The 15,647-nt window shown below is 53.1% G+C and carries 12 protein-coding genes, 1 tRNA gene and 1 pseudogene; 8 read left to right on the top strand and 6 right to left on the bottom strand.

Annotation, left to right across the window (positions count from 1 at the left end; all coding sequences use genetic code 11):
* Nucleotides 1-94 precede the first annotated feature (94 nt).
* Both NA197_RS14860 and NA197_RS14855 read right to left on the bottom strand, forming a co-directional pair.
* Nucleotides 95-1,359 (bottom strand): annotated as a pseudogene (locus NA197_RS14860) (tyrosine-type recombinase/integrase).
* Between the two features lie 186 nt (nt 1,360-1,545).
* Nucleotides 1,546-1,630 (bottom strand) — tRNA-Leu (locus tag NA197_RS14855).
* Between the two features lie 222 nt (nt 1,631-1,852).
* Between NA197_RS14855 and ahr the strand changes: the two genes are divergently transcribed.
* Complete coding sequence (gene ahr, locus NA197_RS14850) at nt 1,853-2,872, top strand: NADPH-dependent aldehyde reductase Ahr (protein ID WP_064043037.1); 1,020 nt, start codon at nt 1,853-1,855, stop codon at nt 2,870-2,872.
* Nucleotides 2,873-2,899: 27 nt separating this feature from the next.
* On the opposite strand, the gene idnK is transcribed toward ahr, so the two are convergent.
* Nucleotides 2,900-3,430, bottom strand: a complete 531-nt coding sequence (gene idnK / locus NA197_RS14845) for a gluconokinase (RefSeq protein WP_000896756.1) — start codon at nt 3,428-3,430, stop codon at nt 2,900-2,902.
* A 216-nt stretch (nt 3,431-3,646) separates the two neighbouring features.
* Between idnK and idnD the strand changes: the two genes are divergently transcribed.
* The 4 genes from idnD (at nt 3,647) to idnR (ending at nt 7,910) form a co-directional block, all read left to right on the top strand.
* Nucleotides 3,647-4,678, top strand: a complete 1,032-nt coding sequence (gene idnD / locus NA197_RS14840; protein ID WP_064043036.1) for an L-idonate 5-dehydrogenase — start codon at nt 3,647-3,649, stop codon at nt 4,676-4,678.
* Between the two features lie 24 nt (nt 4,679-4,702).
* Nucleotides 4,703-5,467 (top strand): gluconate 5-dehydrogenase, encoded by a 765-nt coding sequence (idnO, locus tag NA197_RS14835; protein ID WP_000998688.1) that lies wholly within the window; start codon nt 4,703-4,705, stop codon nt 5,465-5,467.
* Nucleotides 5,468-5,528: 61 nt separating this feature from the next.
* On the top strand, nt 5,529-6,848 hold the full coding sequence (gene idnT, locus NA197_RS14830; RefSeq protein WP_001128356.1) for a gnt-II system L-idonate transporter: 1,320 nt from the start codon (nt 5,529-5,531) through the stop codon (nt 6,846-6,848).
* A 63-nt stretch (nt 6,849-6,911) separates the two neighbouring features.
* Nucleotides 6,912-7,910, top strand: a complete 999-nt coding sequence (idnR, locus tag NA197_RS14825) for a DNA-binding transcriptional regulator IdnR (RefSeq protein ID WP_001244060.1) — start codon at nt 6,912-6,914, stop codon at nt 7,908-7,910.
* Between the two features lie 205 nt (nt 7,911-8,115).
* Here the strand turns inward: idnR and lptG are convergent, their stop codons facing one another.
* The 3 genes from lptG to NA197_RS14810 all read right to left on the bottom strand — a co-directional run bounded on the left by lptG (nt 8,116) and on the right by NA197_RS14810 (nt 10,412).
* Nucleotides 8,116-9,198, bottom strand: a complete 1,083-nt coding sequence (gene lptG / locus NA197_RS14820) for an LPS export ABC transporter permease LptG (RefSeq protein ID WP_001182242.1) — start codon at nt 9,196-9,198, stop codon at nt 8,116-8,118.
* Nucleotides 9,198-10,298 (bottom strand): LPS export ABC transporter permease LptF, encoded by a 1,101-nt coding sequence (gene lptF, locus NA197_RS14815; protein WP_000584132.1) that lies wholly within the window; start codon nt 10,296-10,298, stop codon nt 9,198-9,200. Before lptF ends, lptG begins: the two co-directional genes overlap by 1 nt.
* Nucleotides 10,299-10,361: 63 nt before the next feature.
* A complete protein-coding gene (locus tag NA197_RS14810) occupies nt 10,362-10,412 on the bottom strand; it encodes a hypothetical protein (protein WP_212724070.1) in 51 nt (16 codons plus the stop codon).
* A gap of 280 nt (nt 10,413-10,692) precedes the next feature.
* On the opposite strand from NA197_RS14810, the gene pepA reads away from it, so the two are divergent.
* The 3 genes from pepA (at nt 10,693) to NA197_RS14795 (ending at nt 15,639) form a co-directional block, all read left to right on the top strand.
* On the top strand, nt 10,693-12,204 hold the full coding sequence (gene pepA / locus NA197_RS14805; RefSeq protein WP_000397158.1) for a leucyl aminopeptidase: 1,512 nt from the start codon (nt 10,693-10,695) through the stop codon (nt 12,202-12,204).
* A 136-nt stretch (nt 12,205-12,340) separates the two neighbouring features.
* A complete protein-coding gene (gene holC / locus NA197_RS14800) occupies nt 12,341-12,784 on the top strand; it encodes a DNA polymerase III subunit chi (RefSeq protein WP_001523689.1) in 444 nt (147 codons plus the stop codon).
* Nucleotides 12,784-15,639 (top strand): valine--tRNA ligase, encoded by a 2,856-nt coding sequence (locus tag NA197_RS14795; RefSeq protein ID WP_064043035.1) that lies wholly within the window; start codon nt 12,784-12,786, stop codon nt 15,637-15,639. The genes holC and NA197_RS14795 overlap by 1 nt, the downstream gene beginning before the upstream one ends.
* The last annotated feature ends 8 nt before the right edge of the window (nt 15,640-15,647 follow it).

The following is a 15,647-nucleotide window of genomic DNA, read 5'->3' as shown; positions in this document are numbered from 1 at the left end:
TAACAACGGTAAAAAATACAGCGCCCAACCAGCCCCAATAGAGCTGGTTGGGCGTTTTAATTTAAACATCAATCAAGAAATAAAAGCACTCGTCTCACTCACCATGCCCCTGGTTGATCTTCGCATAGTCAAATGGCGTGATCCCTTTCTCCCGATTCGCATCCAGGAAATCAGCCCACCATTGCAGCATCAGTTTGCGTTCGTCGATAAACTCCGCCTTATGGATATACGCTGCCCGCACTGAGTTACGTTCCATATGGCTCATCTGTCGTTCTACCGCATCCTTTGACCATAACCTTGACTCAATCAATGAGCTACAGGCCATCGTGCGGAAGCCGTGACCACAAACCTCAACCTTGGTGTCATACCCCATCACCCGTAGCGCACTGTTCACCGTGTTTTCACTCATCGGCTTACGCGGATCGTGATCGCCAATAAAAATCAGTTCATGCTTGCCACAGAATTGTTTTATCTGCTTCAGGATCGCCAGTGCTTGCTTAGAAAGCGGCACCAAATGCGGTGTATGCATCTTTGATCCTCGGTGAGAATGCTTAACGTCAGGGATAGGTTCTCTCTCTGGTGGAATCGTCCACATTGACGTTTCAAAATCAATCTCCGACCAACGAGCAAAACGTAGTTCACTGGATCGAATAAAAATCAGTAGGGTAAGTTCGGTTGCCCAGCGGGTTAATGGTCTTCCGGTATAGCCATCTATTTTCTGGAGCAATTCAGGGATGCGTTTTAACGCCAGCGCCGGACGGTGCTGTCGATTGCCAGAAGCAGCCGCTCCTGCCATCTCTTGTGCCGGGTCATAATCAATTAACCCGCTTTGTACCGCATAACGCATAATGGCCGTAGTGCGCTGTTGATGACGGGCAGCAACCTCAAGACGTCCAGACATCTCTACGGCTTTAATGGGCGCTAATAAATCGCGAGTTTTTAACTCAGCGATATTACGTTCACCAAGCGCTGCAAAGAGATTATCTTCCAGGCTTTTTAGCACACGATGGGCGTGATCTTCAGACCACTTTTGGTTGGTGCCATGCCACTCGATCGCCACCTCTTTGAAGGTCCGTACTTTACTCTGTTCAACCTTATCATTTTTCTTTTTGTCTCCCGGATCGACGCCATTCGCTAGTAGCTTACGCGCTTCGTCACGACGTGCTCTGGCATCCGCCAGTGTGATTTCAGGGTAAACCCCAAGTGCCAACATCTTTTGCTTGCCGTCATAACGGTACTGCAAACGCCAGTACTTAGAACCATTTGGATGGACAAGAAGGTGCATACCGCTGCCATCGGTCAGTTTGTATTGCTTATCGTTGGCTTGGCTGTTCTGACCTTGATATCTGTTAACGCCATGCTTATCCCCTCCCTGTTGGTACAAGCATTATCGAACCGGAAATACCATCATCTGTACCAACATGTGTTGGTAGATGTACATTGATGTCGGTTGACCTTGAGAGGGTTAATATAGCGGGAAAAGTGGGTAAATACTGGATTTCAGACATAAAAAAAGACCTCAGTTGAGGTCCATTTACATGCTTTTGGTGCCGAAGGCCGGACTCGAACCGGCACGTATTTCTACGGTTGATTTTGAATCAACTGCGTCTACCGATTTCGCCACTTCGGCACTGAAGAGGTATGCGGAAAACGTTGTGGATTATACCTGTCATACGCCGCCATGCAAGCACGAGCATACACCTGTTTCGCTAAGTGCTGAAAATTTCAGCAGCGTTGAGTATTAAATAGAATAATCAGGCTACTTCCCGCCTTCTCCAGCAGATTAACGCCGGGCGTCCCTTGCCTCCATGCTCTACACTTTTCAGTTCAACACCACATTAAGGGAAACACAATGACGATAATAAAAAGCTACGCCGCCAAAGAGGCGGGCGGCGAGCTCGAACTCTATGAATATGACGCGGGAGAACTCCAACCGGAAGATGTCGAGGTACGGGTCGACTACTGCGGGATCTGCCATTCCGATCTGTCAATGATCGACAATGAATGGGGGTTCTCTCAATACCCTCTGGTTGCCGGACATGAGGTCATCGGTCGGGTGGCCGCGCTCGGCAGCGCGGCACAGGATAAGGGGCTAAAAATCGGCCAGCGCGTTGGAATCGGCTGGACGGCGCGCAGCTGCGGACACTGCGATGCCTGTATCAGCGGCAATCAAATTAACTGCCAGGAAGGCGCAGTGCCCACTATCCTCAATCGTGGCGGTTTTGCCGAGAAGCTTCGCGCGGGCTGGCAGTGGGTAATTCCTCTTCCGGAGAATATAGATATGGCATCCGCAGGTCCGCTGTTATGTGGCGGCATTACGGTCTTTAAACCGCTACTGATGCACCATATTACTGCTACCAGCCGCGTTGGCGTCATCGGTATCGGCGGGCTGGGGCATATCGCCATAAAGCTGTTACATGCAATGGGCTGCGAAGTCACCGCGTTCAGCTCAAATCCATCGAAAGAGCAGGAAGTGCTGGCAATGGGGGCCAATAACGTGGTGAACAGCCGCGATCCGGAAGCGTTAAAAGCACTGGCGGGCCAGTTCGATCTCATTATTAACACGGTCAACGTCGATCTCGACTGGCAGCCCTACTTCGAAGCGCTGACGTATGGCGGCAACTTCCATACCGTTGGGGCGGTATTGAAGCCGCTGCCCGTACCGGCGTTTACATTAATTGCCGGCGATCGCAGTATCTCAGGCTCGGCAACCGGAACACCATATGAACTTCGCAAACTGATGAAATTCGCCGGACGCAGCAAAGTCGCACCCACCACGGAACTGTTCGCAATGTCACAAATCAACGAAGCTATTCAGCACGTTCGCGACGGCAAAGCCCGCTATCGTGTAGTGCTAAAAGCTGATTTCTGACCGCCTGACTCAGCGCTTTGACAATGATCAGGAAGCGCTGAGTGCCTGACGAAAAGCCTGTACAGCCAGTCGGCACTGCTCCGTCACGTGCTCGATGTCATGATTAACATCGATACGCGCAATATCATGTTCATCGGCACACGGTCGCTCCAGCGCGTCAAACTGACTTTGCAGCAGGTCTGGCGGCATAAAATGCCCGGCACGACGCTGCATTCGCTGCAGAATAGTGGCGTAATCGCCATCCAGCCACAGGAAATGTACGTTAGGGCTGCTCTTACGTAAAATATCGCGGTACTGTTTTTTTAATGATGAGCAGACAATAAATCCCGTCTCATTTTTTTTATAAAGACTGTATGAAGCGTCATTTAATCGTTCCAGCCAGGGTAAGCGGTCTTCATCAGTTAACGGTATTCCCTGAGACATTTTATCAATGTTTTTCGCCGGATGGAGATCATCGCCGTCAATAAACTTCGCAGAAAATAATGTTGCAATTTTGCTGCCTATTAAAGACTTACCACTACCTGAAACACCCATTAAAATATAGCTTTCCCCGGCCATTTAAATACCTCTGAGTCATATTCCACTCCACAATATTACGCCTCTACGTTCGACAATTTCACGTTTTTTAATTTCCATAGAGAAGAACTCTAAGGCACATCACGTTATGCGTAACATTGTAGTGTAACAATTTTCCAGCGTGACATAAGTCACAAATAATGACAAATAAAACCGCTTAAATGCGTTCAGGGTAACTACCTGACCAGTGAGGAATTTATGGAAGTAAAAACTCAATCCTGCGTTGTTGCGGGTAAGCGTGCTGTTGCCGTTACGGAACAAAATATTGAATGGAATAATAAAGGAACACTCGTACAAATTACCCGTGGCGGCATTTGTGGGTCTGACTTACATTATTATCAGGAAGGCAAAGTCGGCAATTTTACAGTAAAAGCGCCAATGATTTTAGGTCATGAAGTGATTGGCAAAATCGTTCATAGCGACTCAGATTTATTACGTGAAGGACAACAGGTAGCAATTAATCCATCGAAGCCTTGCGGTCATTGCAAATACTGTCTGCAGCATGAAGAAAACCACTGTACTGAAATGCGTTTCTTTGGCAGCGCCATGTATTTTCCGCATGTCGATGGCGGTTTTACCCGATTTAAAGCTGTCGATACCGCTCAGTGCATTCCCTGGGCGGAACAGGCGGACGAAAAAGCCATGGCCTTTGCCGAACCGCTGGCGGTTGCCATTCATGCGGCTCATGAGGCGGGCGATCTGCAGGGCAAACGCGTCTTTATCTCCGGCGTTGGTCCTATCGGCTGCCTGATTGTTAGCGCGGTAAAAACGCTGGGCGCGGCGGAAGTGGTATGTGCCGATATCAGTACCCGTTCTCTCTCGCTGGCCCGGCAGATGGGCGCGGATACGCTGGTGAACCCACAGCATGATTCTCTCGATGACTGGAAAGCAGAAAAAGGGTATTTCGATATCAGTTTTGAAGTCTCTGGGCATCCTTCCTCTATCTCAACGTGTCTGGAAGTCACACGGGCCAAAGGCATGATGGTGCAGGTTGGCATGGGCGGCGCAGTCCCCAACTTCCCGATGATGATGCTAATAAGCAAAGAGATCTCGCTGAAAGGCTCTTTCCGCTTTACTACCGAATTTAATACTGCGGTTTCCTGGCTTGCCAACCGCGTTATCAATCCGCTGCCGTTACTGAGCGCGGAATATCCATTTACCGACCTGGAAGCGGCGCTGATCTTTGCCGGAGACAAAACACAGGCGGCAAAAGTTCAGCTCGTTTTCTGAGAAAGTAAAATAAGGGACACTATCATGAACGATCTTTTTTCACTGGCAGGTAAAAATATCCTTATCACCGGAGCCGCTCAGGGAATTGGTTATTTGCTGGCGACCGGTCTTGGTCGCTATGGCGCGCGCATTATTGTTAACGATATCACCCCGGAGCGCGCCGAAACAGCCGTGACGAAACTTCAGCAGGAAGGGATAAAAGCTATTGCCGCTCCCTTTAATGTCACTCATAAACAGGATATTGAAGCTGCGGTTGAACATATCGAAAAAGATATCGGCGTCATTGACGTCCTGATAAATAACGCCGGTATCCAGCGCCGTCATCCGTTTACTGAGTTTCCCGAACAGGAGTGGAATGACGTCATCGCCGTAAATCAAACCGCGGTTTTTCTCGTCTCTCAGGCCGTTACGCGCCGTATGGTGGCGCGTCAGGCAGGAAAAGTGATCAACATCTGTTCGATGCAAAGCGAGCTGGGCCGCGACACGATTACGCCATACGCCGCGTCGAAGGGTGCCGTGAAGATGCTGACTCGCGGCATGTGCGTGGAGCTGGCGCGTCATAATATCCAGGTCAACGGTATTGCGCCGGGATACTTCAAAACGGAGATGACCAAAGCGCTGGTTGAAGATGAAGCCTTCACTTCCTGGCTATGCAAACGTACGCCTGCCGCACGCTGGGGCGATCCCCAGGAGCTTATTGGCGCAGCGGTGTTTCTCTCGTCAAAAGCCTCCGACTTTGTTAACGGACATCTGCTGTTTGTCGATGGCGGTATGCTGGTTGCCGTCTGACCAGGGAAATACGACGCAGCGCGTAAGCGCTGCTATTTTGGCGCTAATAAGAGAGACGAATATGCCATTAATAATTATTGCGGCAGGCGTTGCGCTGCTGTTGGTCTTAATGATTGGCTTTAAAGTTAACGGCTTTATCGCCCTTGTTCTGGTTGCCGCCGTGGTGGGATTTGCCGAAGGGATGGGCGCGCAAGACGTCCTGCACTCCATACAAAACGGAATTGGCGGTACTCTGGGCGGACTCGCCATGATCCTCGGTTTTGGCGCGATGCTGGGAAGATTAATTTCCGATACCGGCGCCGCGCAGCGCATTGCGACGACGCTCATTAATACGTTCGGCAAAAAACGCGTGCAATGGGCGCTGGTGATCACCGGGCTTATCGTCGGCCTGGCAATGTTTTTTGAAGTCGGATTCGTACTGCTGTTGCCGCTCGTTTTTACGATTGTGGCCTCATCGGGACTGCCCTTGCTGTATGTCGGGGTTCCAATGGTCGCCGCCTTATCCGTTACGCACTGCTTCCTGCCGCCGCATCCCGGCCCTACCGCTATTGCGACAATTTTTGAGGCAAATCTCGGTACGACCCTGCTGTATGGGTTAATCATTACCATACCGACCGTGATTGTTGCCGGCCCTCTGTTTTCAAAATTGCTGGCGCGCTTTGAGAAAGCGCCGCCTGAAGGATTATTTAATCCTCATCTATTCAGTGAAGAAGAGATGCCGTCATTCTGGAACAGTATTTTTGCCGCCGTGATCCCGGTCATTCTGATGGCCATCGCAGCGGTATGTGAAATCACGCTGCCAAAAACGAATGCCGTGCGGGTTTTCTTCGAATTTATCGGTAATCCAGCAGTGGCGTTGTTTATTGCCATTATCATCGCCATTTTTACGCTGGGCCGACGCAACGGACGTACGGTTGAGCAGGTGATGGATATCGTCGGCGAGTCCATTGGCGCTATTGCGATGATTGTTTTTATCATCGCGGGCGGCGGCGCGTTTAAACAAGTGCTGGTGGATAGCGGCGTGGGCCAATATATCTCGCAATTAATGACCGGCACATCGCTATCTCCGTTATTAATGTGCTGGACGGTAGCCGCCGTGCTGCGTATTGCGTTAGGTTCCGCGACCGTGGCCGCGATAACCACAGCGGGCGTCGTATTGCCGATTATTAACGTAACCCACGCCGATCCGGCGTTAATGGTACTGGCGACAGGCGCGGGAAGCGTTATTGCATCACATGTTAACGATCCCGGTTTTTGGCTGTTTAAAGGGTATTTTAATCTTAGCGTCGGGGAAACCCTACGCACCTGGACCGTTATGGAAACATTGATTTCTGTCATGGGGTTGCTGGGCGTACTGGCGCTGAATGCGGTTCTGCATTAATTCATCATCCGCAGCCCAATTAACCATGGGGGCGACGTTCCCGCCCCCGGTACTGGAGAAAACATGAGGAATCACAGAATTTCTTTGCAGGATATCGCTACGCTTGCTGGCGTGACAAAAATGACGGTGAGCCGTTACATCCGCTCGCCGAAAAAAGTCGCCAGGGAAACAGGCGAGCGTATTGCGCAGATCATGGAGGAAATTAACTACATACCAAATCGCGCGCCAGCTATGCTGTTAAACGCGCAAAGTTACACTCTGGGCGTGCTGATCCCCTCTTTCCAGAACCAGTTGTTTGCCGACATTCTTGCCGGGATTGAATCCGTAACGTCGGGTCATAACTACCAAACTCTCATTGCGAATTACAATTACAATCGCGATTCGGAAGAAGAGTCCGTTATCAATTTATTGTCCTACAATATCGACGGCATTATTCTTTCAGAAAAATATCATACCCTCAGAACCGTCAAATTCCTGCGCTCAGCTACCCTTCCGATTGTAGAACTCATGGATATCCAGGGCGATCGCTTAGATATGGAGGTGGGGTTTGATAACCGTCAGGCCGCCTTTGATATGGTCAGCACCATGCTGGATAAACGCCAGCGGCGGAAAATTCTCTATCTGGGTTCAAAAGACGATATCCGTGATGAGCAGCGTTATCATGGCTACTGCGATGCGATGACGCGCCGGGGGCTGGCGCCGTTGCGCATCAATCCCCGCGCGATCTCCTCTATCCATCTGGGGATACAGCTAATGCGTGATGCGCTTGCTGCACACCCGGACGTGGATGGCGTCTTTTGTACTAACGACGATATCGCAATGGGCGCTCTACTGTGGTGCCGCGAGCGTCAACTGGCCGTACCGGAGCAGATCTCCATCGCCGGCTTCCACGGTCTGGAGATGGGCAGGCAAATGATACCGAGCCTCGCCAGCGTAATTACCCCTCGTTTTGAGATCGGGCGCAGAGCCGCGCAGATGTTGCTCAACAAAATTAAAAATAACGATCTCAACCATAATACGATTGATTTGGGTTATCAGATTTATCACGGCAACACATTATAACTTTTTGAACTACTGCGCTTATGCTCTTTCCCGCAGCTTGCCTGTGCTTAACGCGTAGCCAAAAGCGCCACGTGTCAGGTTACGCGCTACATCATTCGAGGAATACCAGGCTGTCTGCCGGATGGCGGCGCTAACGCCTTATCCGGCCTACGGGTCCGGAGTAGGCCTGAAAAGCACAGCGCCATCAGGCCTACGATTACTGTGATTACGACTTACGCAGCATTAGCCACAGGCTAATCAGGAAGAAAGACGCGCTCGGCAGCAGCGCGCCGACAATCGGCGGAATGCCGTATACCAGCGTCAGCGGGCCAAAAATCTGGTCGAGGACGTAAAAGACGAAGCCGAAGCTAATCCCCGTCACCACGCGCACGCCCATCGGCACACTACGCAGCGGGCCAAAGATAAACGACAGCGCCATCAGCATCATCACCGCCACGGAGAGCGGCTGGAAGATTTTACTCCACATATTGAGCTGATAACGTCCGGCGTCCTGTCCGCTCGACTTCAGATATTTAACGTAGTTATGCAAACCGCTGATGGAAAGCGCATCCGGGTCCAGCGCCACCACGCCTAACTTATCCGGCGTCAGGTTCGTTTTCCAGGTGCCGCTCACCGTCTGCGAACCGGTGATCTGTTTCGGGTTTTGCAGATCGGACTCATCCACCTGCGACAAACGCCAGACCTTATGCTCCGGGTCGAATTTTGCCGAAGCGGCGTAACGCACCGACTGCAAACGACGCTGATCGTTGAAAGCGTAAATACTAATGCCGGCCAGTTCCTCGTCGCCCTTCACCCGTTCAATATAGACAAAGTTATTCCCGTCTTTCGCCCACAGACCTTGCTGGGTGGAAAGCAGCGAACCGCCATACATCGCCTGCGCACGATAGTTACGCGCCATCTGCTCGCCCTGCGGGGCGACCCATTCGCCGATCGCCATGGTTAACAGCACCAGGGGGATAGCCGTTTTCATCACCGACAGCGCCACCTGCATACGGGTGAAACCCGATGCCTGCATCACCACCAGTTCGCTACGCTGCGCCAGCATCCCCAGTCCCAGCAGCGCGCCAAGCAGCGCCGCCATAGGAAAGAAGATCTGGATATCCTTAGGTACGCTGAGCAGGGTGTACATACCCGCGCCCAGCGCGTCGTAGTTACCCTGCCCCGCTTTTTTCAGCTGATCGACAAACTTGATGATCCCGGAGAGCGACACCAGCATGAACAACGTCATCATGATGGTGGTAAAAATGGTTTTACCGATATAGCGGTCAAGTACACCAAATGGCTGCATTATACCGCTCCTTTACGCAGAAAACGGGCACGCAGGCGGCGGACCGGCACCGTATCCCACAGGTTTAAACCAATCGCCAACGCCAGATAGATCAGGTTGACCGCCCACATCCAGATAACCGGGTCCAGTTTGCCTTTACCGCCATTCGATTTAATGGAGGTCTGGATCAGGAAGAACAGCAGATAAAGCAGCATGGCGGGCAACATAGACAAGACGCGCCCCTGACGTGGATTCACCACGCTGAGCGGCACGACCATCAGCGCCATCATAAATACGGTAAAGACTAACGTGATACGCCAGTGCAGCTCGGCGCGAGCGCGATCGTTGTCGGTATTCCACAGCGTGCGCATGTCCATCTGGTCGGTATCGTTCGGGTCCAGCGCCACGGCCTGATGGCCAATAATCGCCTGATAGTTCTGGAAGTCGGTGATGCGAAAATCGCGTAGCAACGCCGTTCCTTCAAAACGCGTCCCTTTGTTTAAGGTGACAACCTGGGAACCATCGCGCAACTGAGTAAGGTGTCCGGAATCGGCCACGACCACAGAAGGACGAGCATTGCCCTTAGGGCGAATTTGCGCCAGGAAAACATCGTGGAAGTCGCTGCCGTCAACGCTTTCGATGAACAGCACCGAGCTGCCGTTAGTCGCCTGCTGGAATTGCCCCTGCGCCAACGCCGCCATACCGGGGTTCGCTTTCGCCTCCGCCAGCACTTCATCCTGGTGTTTTGACGACCAGGGGCCGGCCCACATCACGTTAACCGCCGCAAGGATACCGGTAAATAACGCCAGTACCATGGCGGCCTTTACCAGCACGGCTTTGCTCAACCCACAGGCGTGCATGACCGTAATTTCACTTTCGGTATACAGTTTGCCCAGCGTCATCAGCAGCCCCAGGAACAGGCTTAAAGGCAGGATGAGCTGCGCCATTTCCGGTACGCCCAGCCCCAGAAGCGAGAGCACCAGATTTGCGGGAATATCGCCGTCAACCGCCGCGCCGAGAATCCTCACTAACTTTTGACAAAAGAAGATCAAAAGTAAGATGAAGAGTATCGCCAGCTGGCTTTTGAGCGTCTCCCGCACCAGATATCTTATGATTATCACTTTAAATACGCCCGTAAAAACCCATTTTTTTGCTGGAATTTAGCTTGTTTCATGGCTTAAACGTCATTTATTCTCTTGAGTCGTCGAAATCATCGCTAAGATCATTATACTCAGCGGATTCACCTCTCAGAACTTGTTCTGACGTGCCAATGCCGTAATAACGTTAAGATTAACACGAAGTCACCGCAACAGCGGACATGAGTTACGAAAGCTTTCAATTTCTATACTCTAATGGATTTCGAGTTGCAGGCAGGCGGCAAGACTGTGAAGCCCCGGAGCTTACATCAGGTAAGTGACAGGGGTGAGCAGGCGCAGCCAACGCATCTGCAACTTGAAAGACGACGAGTATAGCTGTAGCCACCACTGTTGTCTTTAAGATTCAGGAGCATAGTGCATGGAGTTCAGTGTAAAAAGCGGTAGCCCGGAGAAACAGCGGAGTGCCTGCATTGTCGTGGGCGTCTTTGAACCGCGTCGCCTTTCTCCGATTGCAGAACAGCTCGACAAAATTAGCGACGGATACATCAGCGCATTGCTGCGTCGCGGCGAACTGGAAGGAAAACCGGGGCAGACTCTGTTGCTGCACCATGTTCCTAACGTTCTTTCCGAGCGAATCCTCCTCATTGGTTGCGGCAAAGAGCGCGAGCTTGATGAACGTCAGTATAAGCAGGTTATTCAGAAAACGATAAATACTCTGAATGATACTGGTTCGATGGAAGCCGTCTGTTTCCTGACCGAACTGCACGTCAAAGGCCGCAACAACTACTGGAAAGTGCGTCAGGCCGTCGAAACGGCCAAAGAGACGCTTTATAGCTTTGATCAACTCAAGACCAACAAGAGCGAGCCGCGCCGCCCGCTACGTAAGATGGTCTTTAATGTGCCGACCCGCCGTGAGCTCACCAGCGGCGAACGCGCCATTCAGCACGGTCTGGCCATCGCCGCCGGGATTAAGGCAGCGAAAGATCTCGGCAACATGCCGCCCAATATCTGTAACGCCGCCTACCTGGCGTCACAGGCGCGCCAGTTGGCTGACAGCTACAGCAAAAATGTCATCACCCGCGTAATCGGCGAACAGCAAATGCGCGAACTGGGTATGAACGCTTATCTGGCGGTCGGCCACGGTTCGCAGAATGAATCGCTGATGTCGGTGATTGAGTACAAGGGCAATCCATCCGAAGACGCGCGCCCGATCGTGCTGGTGGGTAAAGGCCTGACCTTCGACTCCGGCGGCATCTCCATCAAGCCATCTGAAGGGATGGACGAGATGAAGTACGACATGTGCGGCGCGGCGGCGGTTTACGGCGTGATGCGTATGGTTGCCGAGCTTCAGCTACCGATTAACGTTATCGGCGTACTGGCGGGCTGTGAAAACATGCCGGGCGGACGCGCGTATCGTCCGGGCGACGTGCTGACCACCATGTCTGGTCAAACCGTTGAAGTCCTGAACACCGACGCCGAAGGCCGTCTGGTTTTGTGCGACGTGCTGACCTACGTTGAGCGCTTCGAACCGGAAGCGGTTATCGACGTCGCGACGCTAACTGGCGCCTGCGTGATTGCGCTGGGCCATCACATTACCGGTCTGATGTCGAACCATAACCCGCTGGCGCATGAACTGATCGGCGCGTCCGAGCAAGCGGGCGACCGCGCGTGGCGTCTGCCGCTGGGCGATGAGTTCCAGGAACAACTGGAGTCCAACTTTGCGGATATGGCGAATATTGGTGGTCGTCCTGGCGGCGCTATCACCGCGGGCTGCTTCCTGTCGCGCTTTACCCGTAAGTACAACTGGGCGCACCTGGATATCGCCGGCACCGCCTGGCGATCCGGCAAAGCGAAAGGCGCGACGGGTCGTCCGGTAGCGCTGCTGTCGCAGTTCCTGCTCAATCGTGCGGGCTTTAACGGCGAAGAGTAAGTTTGAGATTACCCCGTAGGCCTGATAAGGCGCATTAGCGCCGCCATCAGGCGTTTTGCCGGATGGCGCCACGCTTATCCGGCCTACGGGAGGCATCATGGCAACGCATTTAAATCCACCACAAGAAGCCCCATATATGAAAAATGCGACGTTCTATCTTCTGGATAATGACACTACCGTCAATGGTTTAAGCGCCGTTGAACAACTGGTGTGTGAAATTGCCGCAGAACGTTGGCGCGCCGGCAAGCGCGTGCTGATCGCCTGCGAAGATGAGAAGCAGGCCATTCGGCTGGATGAAGCGCTGTGGGCAAGACCGGCGGAAAGTTTTGTCCCGCACAATCTGGCAGGCGAAGGCCCACGCGGCGGCGCGCCGGTTGAAATCGCCTGGCCGCAAAAACGCAACAGCAGCCCGCGCGATATTTTAATCAGCCTGCGTACAAGCTTTGCAGATTTTGCCACCGCTTTCACAGAAGTGGTAGACTTCGTCCCTTACGAAGAAACTTTGAAACAACTGGCGCGCGAACGCTACAAAGCCTACCGCGTGGCTGGTTTTAACCTGAATACGGCAACCTGGAAATAATGGAAAAGACATATAACCCCCAAGATATCGAACAGCCGCTTTACGAGCACTGGGAAAAGCAGGGCTATTTCAAGCCTAACGGCGACGAAAGCAAAGAGTCCTTCTGCATCATGATCCCGCCGCCGAACGTCACCGGCAGTTTGCATATGGGACATGCTTTCCAGCAAACCATCATGGATACCATGATCCGTTACCAGCGTATGCAGGGTAAAAACACCCTGTGGCAGGTCGGCACCGACCACGCCGGGATCGCGACCCAGATGGTGGTTGAGCGCAAGATTGCCGCTGAAGAAGGTAAAACCCGTCACGACTACGGCCGCGATGCGTTTATCGACAAAATCTGGCAGTGGAAAGCGGAATCCGGTGGCACCATTACCCGTCAGATGCGCCGTCTCGGCAACTCCGTTGACTGGGAGCGCGAACGCTTCACCATGGACGAAGGTCTTTCCAATGCCGTGAAAGAAGTCTTTGTCCGCCTGTACAAAGAAGACCTGATTTACCGTGGCAAACGCCTGGTGAACTGGGATCCGAAACTGCGCACCGCCATCTCTGACCTGGAAGTGGAAAACCGCGAGTCCAAAGGCTCGATGTGGCACATCCGCTATCCGCTTGCCGACGGCGCGAAAACCGCAGACGGTAAAGATTACCTGGTCGTCGCCACCACCCGTCCGGAAACCGTACTGGGCGATACTGGCGTGGCCGTGAACCCGGAAGATCCGCGTTATAAAGATCTGATTGGCAAATTCGTTATTCTGCCGCTGGTTAACCGCCGCATTCCAATCGTTGGCGACGAACATGCCGATATGGAAAAAGGCACCGGCTGCGTGAAGATCACCCCGGCGCACGACTTTAACGACTATGAGGTCGGGAAACGTCATGCCCTGCCGATGATCAACATCCTGACCTTTGACGGCGACATCCGTGAAAGCGCGGAAGTGTTCGATACCAAAGGTGAAGAGTCTGACGTTTATTCCAGCGAGATTCCGGCTGAGTTCCAGAAGCTGGAACGCTTTGCTGCCCGTAAAGCCATCGTTGCTGCGGTTGACGCGCTCGGCCTGCTGGAAGAAATTAAACCGCACGATCTGACCGTCCCTTACGGCGACCGTGGCGGCGTAGTTATCGAACCGATGCTGACCGACCAGTGGTACGTCCGTGCAGACGTGCTGGCGAAACCGGCGGTGGAAGCGGTTGAAAACGGCGACATTCAGTTCGTGCCGAAGCAGTACGAAAACATGTACTTCTCCTGGATGCGCGATATTCAGGACTGGTGTATCTCTCGTCAGCTGTGGTGGGGTCACCGTATCCCGGCATGGTATGACAACGACGGCAACGTCTACGTTGGTCGTACCGAAGACGAAGTGCGTCAGGAAAATAACCTCGGCGCCGACGTTCAGCTTCGTCAGGACGAAGACGTTCTTGATACCTGGTTCTCCTCCGCGCTGTGGACTTTCTCCACCCTCGGCTGGCCGGAAAACACCGACGCCCTGCGTCAGTTCCACCCCACCAGCGTGATGGTGTCCGGCTTCGACATCATCTTCTTCTGGATTGCCCGCATGATCATGATGACCATGCACTTCATCAAAGATGAAAACGGCAAGCCGCAGGTGCCGTTCCATACCGTCTATATGACCGGTCTGATTCGCGACGACGAAGGCCAGAAGATGTCCAAATCCAAGGGTAACGTTATCGACCCGCTGGATATGGTGGACGGCATCTCCCTGCCGGAACTGCTGGAAAAACGCACCGGCAATATGATGCAGCCGCAGATGGCGGAGAAAATTCGCAAGCGTACCGAGAAGCAGTTCCCGAACGGCATTGAGCCGCACGGCACCGACGCCCTTCGCTTTACCCTGGCGGCGCTGGCCTCGACCGGTCGCGATATCAACTGGGATATGAAGCGTCTGGAAGGTTACCGTAACTTCTGTAACAAGCTGTGGAACGCCAGCCGCTTTGTGCTGATGAACACCGAAGAGCAGGATTGCGGCTTCAACGGCGGCGAAATGACTCTGTCGCTGGCGGACCGCTGGATCCTGGCGGAATTCAACCAAACCGTTAAAGCCTACCGCGACGCGCTGGATAGCTTCCGCTTCGATATCGCCGCAGGCATTCTGTACGAGTTCACCTGGAACCAGTTCTGCGACTGGTATCTGGAGCTGACCAAGCCGGTAATGACCGGGGGGTCCGAGTCTGAACTGCGCGGCACCCGTCATACGCTGGTCACCGTACTGGAAGGTCTGCTGCGCCTGGCGCACCCGATCATCCCGTTCATCACCGAAACCATCTGGCAGCGCGTGAAGGTCATTTGCGGTATTACCGCCGACACCATCATGCTGCAGCCGTTCCCGGAATATAACGCCGCACAGGTGGATGAAGCCGCGTTGGCCGATACCGAGTGGCTGAAGCAGGCGATCGTCGCGGTACGTAACATTCGTGCGGAAATGAACATCGCCCCGGGCAAACCGCTGGAACTGCTGCTGCGCGGCTGTAGTGAAGAAGCCGTTCGTCGTGTTAACGACAACCGTAGCTTCCTGCAAACCCTGGCGCGTCTGGAAAGCATCACCGTACTGCCAGCCGATGACAAAGGCCCGGTTTCCGTGACCAAAATCATCGACGGCGCTGAACTGCTGATCCCGATGGCTGGCCTCATCAACAAAGACGATGAGCTGGCGCGTCTGGCGAAAGAAGTGGCGAAAATCGAAGGCGAGATTGCCCGTATCGAAGGCAAACTGTCCAACGAAGGTTTCGTTGCCCGCGCGCCGGAAGCGGTCATTGCCAAAGAGCGTGAGAAGCTGGAAGGCTATGCAGAAGCGAAAGCGAAGCTGATTGAGCAGCAGGCGGTTATTAGCGCGCTGTAATCTGAAAG

The organism is Salmonella sp. NW884 (assembly GCF_051700745.1).
Classification (GTDB): domain Bacteria; phylum Pseudomonadota; class Gammaproteobacteria; order Enterobacterales; family Enterobacteriaceae; genus Salmonella; species Salmonella enterica.
The sequence above is the reverse complement of the archived record's forward strand: the minus strand, read 5'-3'. Positions and strand labels throughout refer to the sequence as shown.

Bases quoted from the DNA above. Each gene is read 5' to 3' on its own strand.
- ahr (WP_064043037.1), top strand. From the start codon at position 1,853: ATGACGATAATAAAAAGCTACGCCGCCAAAGAGGCGGGCGGCGAGCTC.
- idnK (WP_000896756.1), bottom strand. From the start codon at position 3,430: ATGGCCGGGGAAAGCTATATTTTAATGGGTGTTTCAGGTAGTGGTAAG.
- idnD (WP_064043036.1), top strand. From the start codon at position 3,647: ATGGAAGTAAAAACTCAATCCTGCGTTGTTGCGGGTAAGCGTGCTGTT.
- idnO (WP_000998688.1), top strand. From the start codon at position 4,703: ATGAACGATCTTTTTTCACTGGCAGGTAAAAATATCCTTATCACCGGA.
- idnT (WP_001128356.1), top strand. From the start codon at position 5,529: ATGCCATTAATAATTATTGCGGCAGGCGTTGCGCTGCTGTTGGTCTTA.
- idnR (WP_001244060.1), top strand. From the start codon at position 6,912: ATGAGGAATCACAGAATTTCTTTGCAGGATATCGCTACGCTTGCTGGC.
- lptG (WP_001182242.1), bottom strand. From the start codon at position 9,198: ATGCAGCCATTTGGTGTACTTGACCGCTATATCGGTAAAACCATTTTT.
- pepA (WP_000397158.1), top strand. From the start codon at position 10,693: ATGGAGTTCAGTGTAAAAAGCGGTAGCCCGGAGAAACAGCGGAGTGCC.
- holC (WP_001523689.1), top strand. From the start codon at position 12,341: ATGAAAAATGCGACGTTCTATCTTCTGGATAATGACACTACCGTCAAT.
- NA197_RS14795 (WP_064043035.1), top strand. From the start codon at position 12,784: ATGGAAAAGACATATAACCCCCAAGATATCGAACAGCCGCTTTACGAG.